7 protein-coding genes are annotated in these 8,310 nt (G+C 45.4%); 5 read left to right on the forward strand and 2 right to left on the reverse strand.

What is annotated here, in order from left to right:
* The 3 genes from J0895_RS02920 to J0895_RS02930 form a co-directional block, all read left to right on the forward strand.
* Positions 1-558 (forward strand): hypothetical protein (locus J0895_RS02920; protein ID WP_207086635.1); only part of this gene is annotated, 558 nt, incomplete at its 5' end.
* Positions 559-581: 23 nt separating this feature from the next.
* Positions 582-1,490, forward strand: a complete 909-nt coding sequence (locus J0895_RS02925; RefSeq protein ID WP_207086636.1) for a DUF1822 family protein — start codon at positions 582-584, stop codon at positions 1,488-1,490.
* A 29-nt stretch (positions 1,491-1,519) separates the two neighbouring features.
* Positions 1,520-3,343, forward strand: coding sequence for a CHAT domain-containing tetratricopeptide repeat protein (locus J0895_RS02930; protein ID WP_207086637.1), 1,824 nt, complete (start codon positions 1,520-1,522; stop codon positions 3,341-3,343).
* Between the two features lie 20 nt (positions 3,344-3,363).
* On the opposite strand, the gene J0895_RS02935 is transcribed toward J0895_RS02930, so the two are convergent.
* Positions 3,364-3,582, reverse strand: a complete 219-nt coding sequence (locus J0895_RS02935) for a hypothetical protein (RefSeq protein ID WP_207086638.1) — start codon at positions 3,580-3,582, stop codon at positions 3,364-3,366.
* 283 nt (positions 3,583-3,865) lie between these two features.
* Complete coding sequence (locus tag J0895_RS02940) at positions 3,866-5,230, reverse strand: CAP domain-containing protein (RefSeq protein WP_207086639.1); 1,365 nt, start codon at positions 5,228-5,230, stop codon at positions 3,866-3,868.
* 770 nt (positions 5,231-6,000) lie between these two features.
* Between J0895_RS02940 and J0895_RS02945 the strand changes: the two genes are divergently transcribed.
* Together J0895_RS02945 and J0895_RS02950 are read left to right on the forward strand one after the other, a co-directional pair.
* Positions 6,001-7,266, forward strand: a complete 1,266-nt coding sequence (locus tag J0895_RS02945; RefSeq protein ID WP_207086640.1) for a DUF4114 domain-containing protein — start codon at positions 6,001-6,003, stop codon at positions 7,264-7,266.
* On the forward strand, positions 7,229-8,310 hold a 1,082-nt coding region (locus J0895_RS02950; RefSeq protein ID WP_207086641.1), incomplete at its 3' end, for a S8/S53 family peptidase. The genes J0895_RS02945 and J0895_RS02950, both read left to right, overlap by 38 nt.

The raw sequence follows: 8,310 nt of genomic DNA on the forward strand, positions 1-8,310 counted from the left end.
CGGGAACGGCAGATGGCTTTAACAAAGTTAGTGGAGGCGATCGCCTGTTCTGGGAAACTATCCCGTCCCCGTAAAGGTGAATTTATCGCGGTGTATGAGGAAATTTATGCTGAGGCCCTCTCTTTGTTATGGTTGTTTGTTTGTGAGAATATCGATCGCTATGACTCGGGACGGGGTTCGGTGATGACTTGGGTCAATTATCTAATGGATAAGCGATTTATCATTGAAGGGATTAAAATTATTGTCGGCAAAAAGGGCGATCGCTCCCTGTCGAGTTCGGAGGTCGAATTAATCCCCCAACCGGAAACCCAACTATTTCCATCCCAGCTTCTTCAACAATACATTGAAGAGGATAGGACGGGACTCTTTCAACGCACCCATTTAAAAAATCGACCCGATGTCAACTTTAAACAGATTGCTTTAGCTCGATTGGCCGGCATCAAATGGAAAACCATCGCGGTTGATTTAAAGGTTACGGTTTCCACACTCAGTTGTTTTTATCAACGTTCTTTAAAGGAACTTTCGGCCCCGATTCAGACTCTCTTTATTGATGAATAACCCGACTCAAGTTAAGTGAAACTATGGAAATGAACATCGAGCAACTCACTTTTACGACTTCGTTGATCCAAAAATACCGCCAAATGGCTCAACAGTTTAGTCAGCAGCACTTAACTGAGGCGAAAGCCGACCAAGTATATCAGAATACCTTGGCAGTGCTGGCGGTTGATTATTATTGTCAATGTTTAGGTATCCCCACCCAGTTAACTGCTAGTGATAGTTGGAATCCCCTCCTGCAAAGTTTACTGGATATTGCCGATTTACAGTTGGCGAATGGGGGAAAAATCGAATGCCTCCCGGTTCCGGTTGATGCTGAATTCGTGGAAGTTCCTCCAGAGGTTATGTCAGAGAGAATCGGCTATATTGCTGTGGAAATTAATCCATCTCGGACCCAAGGAAAATTACTGGGTTTTGCAGAAACCATTTCCAGCAATCATTTTCCCTTATCCCAGTTTCAGGGCTTAGAACGGTTTCTCGATCGCCTTCATGCCATGCCCTCAACTCAACGAATTCATCTGTCTCAATGGTTGCATAAAAGTTGGGATGCGGGATGGCAACGAGTTGAAGAATTGTTAGAGGTTCCTCAATTAGAATTAGCTTTACAGTTTAGAACGATTCAAACTGGGGTTAAGAGAGGAAAGTTACTGGATTTTAACTCAACTGGCGATTCGGTGGCTTTATTGGTCGGAATGAGACCCACAAATCCCCCAGAAATGGATATTTGGGTGGAAGTCTATCCCATTGGAGAAAAAACTCATTTACCCCAGGATTTGCAGGTGATGGTTTTGGATAGTTCCGAAGTCTCTGTGATGCAGGCACAAGCGCGCAGTACGAAAAATATTCAACTCAATTTTAGTGGTGAACCGGGAGACCAGTTTAGTATTAAACTAGAGTTGGGGGATGTTAGCGTTACGGAAGCGTTTATCATCTAAATTACGGTTCATGTCTGGGGGGACTAAATATGGCTAAATTAGTGGTGATTCAGCTAGAGGGGGATTTCCATCGCCAGGGGTTTCATGTGACGTTAGAAATTGGGACAGAAGGCGATCGCCCTTCGATAGAACTCCAGGGAAAATTACCCCCAGCACCGGATTTGCCGATGAGCTTGCAGCAGTGGGAAGCGAAATATCGCAATATTGACACCTTGCGAGGACAGAAGGCGAAACAAATTATTTATAATGGATCGATGGTTCAACGGGTCCAAGAATGTCGAGATGCCGCCAAAATTTTGGGCGACTGCTTCCAAGATTGGATGACTTCCCCAGAATTTTTACCCATGGATAAAACTCTGCGGGAAGAATTAACTCGGACTGAAATTGTGCGGGTTTTGATTCGCAGTAATCAGTCTTTTGTCCAAAAGTTGCCTTGGCATTTATGGGATTTTTTTGAACACTATCCTAAAACGGAACTGGCGCTCAGTTCCCCCAGTGCGAAACGAGTGGATTGTTTGAAATTGGCTCAAGATTCGGTAAAAATCCTCGCGATTCTGGGACATCAAGAAGGCATTGATATCGAACTTGACCGACTGGTTCTGGAAAACTTACCCGATGCGGCGGTGACGTTTCTGGTTGAACCAACGCCTCAAGAACTGAGCGATCGCCTGTGGGAAGAATCCTGGGATATTCTCTTTTTTGCTGGACATAGTGAAACCCAAGGGGATAGGGGCCGGATTTATATTAACCCCCGGGACAGTTTAACCCTAGAAGCGTTAAAATATGGGTTAACTAAAGCCGTGGCCCGAGGATTGCAAATTGCTATTTTTAACTCTTGTGATGGGTTAGGATTAGCACGGGAATTGGCGGAGTTAAATATTCCCCAGACGGTGGTAATGCGGGAACCCGTTCCGGACTCGGTAGCTCAACGCTTTTTACAGTATTTTCTGGCGGCGTTTTCCCGAGGGGAATCTTTCTATTTAGCGATGCGAGAAGCGCGGGAAAGATTGGAGGGGTTAGAAGGAGAATTTCCCTGTGCGAGTTGGTTGCCGGTGATTTGTCAAAATCCAACGATGATGCCGCCAAGTTGGGCGGATTTACGGGGAAAATCCAGGGAACCGTCACGGGTATCTCAGTTGTCGCCACCGCTGCAAATTCCCGAGAAGCGAGGGCATTTTAGGGCGAGTTATTCGGTCAAGTTGGTGACTGGAATTATCCTGGCGAGTCTGGGTACGATTAGTTGGCAACAAATCGCCCCAAATTTGGCAACTCGATTGAATAATAGTGGGATAGATAGTTATGGGATAGGAGATTTATCGAACTACTGGAAAAAGCTGGATTTAGCTTGGGTTTTAGACCCCTATAATCCGAAGGTATATTATAATAAGGCTTGGTCCTGTGAAGATGTGCTGGATTATGACTGTGCGCGATCGCAGTATCAAAAAGCAGCCAGATTAGGGTCTCCTGCCGCTTATAATCAACTGGGTTCTATCTCCATTAAGGTGGATGAAGATGATCACACCGCCCTCCATTTTTTCACCCGGGGATTACAATTGGCGACTCAGGATAGGGACAAATTTGCACTCTACAAAAACCTGGGGTGGTCTCAACTGAAATTAGGTCGAGAGGTGGAGGCATTAGAATCTCTGGAAATGGCCCTAAATTTACACCAGAATTATGCATCTCCCTATTGTTTATTGGCACAAGTGCGCGAGAATTTAGGGCAGTTCCCCGAGGCGGTCGCCCTCTGGGAACAGTTCCAAATTCTTGCTAACCCCCATAAACCCGAGGAACATTTATGGTTAGGCATGGCAAAACATCGGTTATCGGAAATTCAACTCCCCCAGAATTAACCGATCGCTCTCTATCTCTCCTAGAAAAACCCAGTGGGTTCATGGAATGAAGGGCAATGATATTTATTTCCCTTGTCATCAATGCAAATTTCTGAGGACGTTTCTGCTGTGCTAATTTCCGGTTTAATTAGCCCGATTTTGGAGCCTAAAGCAGCAGAGTTAACCTCTAAACTTGAAGTGGGTTGGCCCATTACGATTAAACCCAGGAAAAGAAAGTTGAGAAATAGTGAATCGTTCATTGTTCTGTTCTTACCCACAATAGATTTGAACTCAATCCGCTCAAGGGATTGGTTCAAGTTCGCAAGATTTGCGTTTTAGAAAATCACGGGCCGTTAAAAGCTCAGGGAATCCCTTGAGTTTCAACGCCGCTTTTCCGTTCTATTGATATCAGTGGGAAGAATTCCAAAAATTATGCACGAACCCCATAAATATTTCTCATTCTCAACCGGAAAAAGCGGGGGTTGCGACAACCGGCGGGGGTTTTAACCCCCACTGGTGTTGAGAATGGTGCCTGATATCAAATCACCCCAACATTAACCGTTGATCAGCGGTGACAAAGTTATCCGGAACTTGGAGTGCGCTGGAACCAACATTGAGTACCAGTCCCAAATAGTCCCCAGTGGCACCGATGCGGAGGGCGATCGCTTGTTGGGATGCTCCATTGACGGCGATATCCAGTTCTTCAAAGGTTAAATTTGAGAAGGATAAGCCATTATTTAAGCCAATGCGATCGCCTTCATTGGGATTAAAATCCGCAATAATATCCACTTCTGTCACGAAACTGGATGTATTTTTGAATCCATCCTGACTGTCGGATCGCAGCACAAAAATATCACTTCCCAAACCACCAATTAAACTATCTTGTCCAAAATCTCCAACTAGGAAATCATTCCCAGATTCACCGAACAGAATATCATTATTTTTTCCCCCTCTTACAATGTCATCCCCGGCACCGCCATATACGGTATCGTCATTATTATTGCCATTGAGGATATCATTGCCATCCTCACCCCAAATCACATCAAAATCTTTACCCCCTCGGATGTAATCGTTATCACTTCCCCCTCGGATATCATCATTTCCCCGGTTCCCATTGATCTCATCATTGCCGGTGGTTCCGAACACTGTATCATTGCCATTTAAAGCTAAGACGGATTTTCCCATTGCATCGGGCCAGTCCGCTAAATTAATGCGATCGCTGTTATCCGATAGGGTAAAAAACTCGCCGAGATTCGTAAAATCCGTGACGCCGGAGGGAGTGGCGATTTCTGGAGTTCCCCGACTGGGATTAAAGGCCATCTGAGCATCAGGGACCGCTGAGGGTAGGGTCGGCAGAGAACTGGCGGATGTATAATTGCCCGCTAACGTCATCACCGCCATTGTTCCCCATTGGCGGTGAGGTCCGCTATCAATCCCAATAAATCGGTGTTGGGGATTGAAAATGTTAGTTCGGTGACCGCGACTGGAAACATTGTCATCAATCAGCAGTTGTAAGACGACATCGCGAGCGGTTTTTTTGCCGTAACTGATATTTTCTGCGGCAGCAGTTTGCCAAGTTCCATACCGTTCCAGGCGATCGCTCATCGTGCTCCCATCGGTGCCTTGATGTCCCGTTAACCCTTGAGGACCGGTATCATTGACTTGATCGCGCGCTGCCATTGTCATCCCTTGAGACAATTCCAAAGGCGCTAATGGCGCTTGCGATCGCAGGAATTGAATAGTTTCCGTGATTACACTCGGCCCTTCTATGGTACTTAGAGAGTTTCGGATCCCTTCTAAATAGGCAGCATAGGCACTGGGGTTAGTTCGGGCGCGGTTGACCTCATCAATGATGCCTTTTTCTAAAGCGGAGAGGTAAGGTGTTTCGACGGGAGAGAAAGTGGACATAATCGGAACCTCAAAACAATAACGAACGATCTAAACGGCCTAGACTGAGATACCATGATTGCCTTCTAAATGATTATTAGGTGAATTCCTCGGAAATTATGCACAGGGGTTCGTTGTCCTTCGTCTTTTGTCCTCTCTATCTATTCCTGTCGCGACTCCCAGGGCACCCTATCTGGCGATCGGGCATCGCTTTTTTGGGGTTAATGTAAAGTTTGGGTAAAGATAGCGGCCCCATGAATCCTTGTCTGTTGCGCTGTTTCTGTAGGGTCAGAATACCCTCAAATCTGCCATTTTAGGCGGTTTTGCTTCCTATCAATCAGTTTTTGTCTGCCTAATTTTCGGGACCTAATATAAAGTTTTGGTAAAGATGGCCGGGATTCGCATAAAACACCCCCCATCCCCCTAGAGAAAGAAATAGATCAGGAGGATTGGTCTGAAGACAGCCGTTCTGAAATATAGCGGTTCCTGGACTCATTCGCGTACAGATATTTAGAGGAGTGCGTTCGCGTAGCGTGTGCTGACGCACACGCTACGCGAACGCACTCCCAAGATGTACGCGAATAACGGTGGGAACCGCTATAAATGGCAGTCGCTCTTGAAGATTGAGGCAAAATTTTTGCCTGTGAAAAATTGAGCTTTATTGCCAATAACTATCAATTGAATCCAATTAACCCCAAGAGCATTTATTCCAGAGTCGGGGCAAAGTCAAGTTTGAACAGTCAGGAAACCGTTGAGTAGTTGAACAAAAACCAAGAGTGCATAGGATAACAATGATGTCGGATAATTTACTTTGGAATGAGTCAGGAAGTTTTGACGGTCTTTTATTGGAAGAGAATCAGAGCAATACTCTCTCTGAATTAGATAGTGGGGATAAAGAGCATGAGGCGATCGCGCCCTTGATAGACAACGAACCCCTAGAAGTAGATGACCCCTCCCTAAATTCTAACCAGGAGGAAACCGAGACTCAATTAAAACAAACCGTTGACCAGATTACCGTCGAAACCAATTTTATCCTCGGTTCTGACTCGGACAATTCTCTACAGTCATTGGGAACTGATGAACTGAAATCAGAAAGTTTGATAACAGACCATGATACCCTATTAGGGAGTGAATCTGCCCTAGGTGAATATGATAGTCTAACCGGCGGTGAAGAGACAGCAGAAATAGAAGCAACCCCCTTATTGGTAACCCATCATAACAGTGAAAGCCTAACCGATTCTAGCGACTCTTCCCTTGAAGAAACCCTTGAATATCAATCAGGATTCTTTACAATTACTGACCCCAGCGGCCAAGTCACATTTGACAATTTATTTGATGGCGGTGGCTATAGTCAAGGGGAATTGGCAATATTTAGCCTTGCCGAACTGGAACCCAATCAACTCAATTGGACTGAATTTGTCAAAGAAGCCGCCCGTCGCGCCTTGAGCAATTCTGAAGAGGGTTATGTGGTCATTTCCGATGACCAAGAAGGAGCAAGATTTCATGGAGAATTAGGAGAACCGGATTATAATCGAGGGGAATATTTAGGGGTTAAATCATTTCAAATGCGTCCTGGAGATACCTTTGGCTTAATGTTAGTCCCCAATGGTTCCGTTGCCGAACTGTTGGAAAATCCGCAACTGGGGGAAGCGAAAAAGCCGATATTTTTCATGGGTTTTGAGAATACCGCGAATATTGAACAATTTAGCCAAGTTGTAGACATGAATGTGTTTCAAATGGCGGATGTTCGCGGGGATGGACATACCTTTGCCCTAGAAGATATCAGAATTGTTAATCATAATTCTGACCAAGATTATAATGATATTATTTTCCAAGTCCGGGGGGCTAAAGCTGAAGCATTGCATCTCGATCGCCTCTTAGAAGAGGGCCTCTTTAAAAAGGATTGGCGGGATTTAAAACTCGGACAATCTATCGTGGGTTATGCCGAATTAGCCGTTGCTGCCGCCAATGATTTACTCGAATACCCCCTGACTGCTGACTTATCAGATCCGGTCAGATATGCCGTTGAACGGGCTGAAAAATTTAAACAACTATGACCCCGAACTCCTGGAAGCACAAACCGAGTGGGTGATTTGGTTTGCCCCCAATCCTTATATTCAAGTCTCGCAAATCGCCACACTTTTAGGGGCAGATTTAATCCAGGGAACCGGACAGATTGATCATACCTATATTTGGAAGTTCCCCGAAGCGATTAGCGCCCAAGAAGTGCAACAACGATTAGCCGATTTAGTCGGCGGTGACTTTGCCTATCCCCTCGTTCCAATTGAACTGAAAAAACCTCAATTTACCCCCGATGAGTCTTTACTAAAAGACCAATGGCACTTACATGACACCAGCGAAGTCAATGGCAACACCAGTGAAGGAGTAAATGCCATTAATGCCTGGGATTGGTCTACGGGAAAAGGAGTAGTAATTGCCATTGTGGATGATAGGGTCCAGCAACAGCATCCTGATTTGATTGAACGGTTTAAATATGCCGCAGAGAATGGCTTAAACCTAGATTTGAATGACATCGAAGAAACTGGGGGAGAACCAGTTTTTGCCCAGGTAGAAACCACCTTTGGAACATCTAACCGGATTCATTTCTCTGATGGGCCAGTTGAATCAATTCAAGACTTATTTGGACTCTCTAACCGTCTGCGGTGGATGAATGAGGAGATGTCCTGGACCGAGTTATTTGGACTGTCCAATCGGATTCGCTGGTCCGATGAGGGCGAACTGTCCTGGAATGAGTTATTTGGCCTCTCTAATCGGATTCGTTGGTCTGAGGACCCGGAACAGTTTTTAGAAGGATTATTTGGACTGTCCAATCGGATTCGCTGGTCCGATGATAGCGAGATGAATTTGGAAGAGTTGTTTGGACTTTCCAATCGGTTGCGGTGGGCGGAAGATGCCGGATTGCTGCAACAAGACTTTGCCGGATTAGGCGATCGCACCTTAATTTGGAGTGAGGGTGACGAACAAGATGATAAAGTCTCCCTAGAAGAATTATTCGGACTCTCCAATCGCATTCGCTGGTCCGATAATACCGACCAATTCCTAGAAGAATTATTCGGACTCTCTAATCGAATTCGCTGGTC

This window comes from Phormidium pseudopriestleyi FRX01 (genome assembly GCF_017313335.1).
GTDB lineage: Bacteria > Cyanobacteriota > Cyanobacteriia > Cyanobacteriales > Laspinemataceae > Laspinema > Laspinema pseudopriestleyi.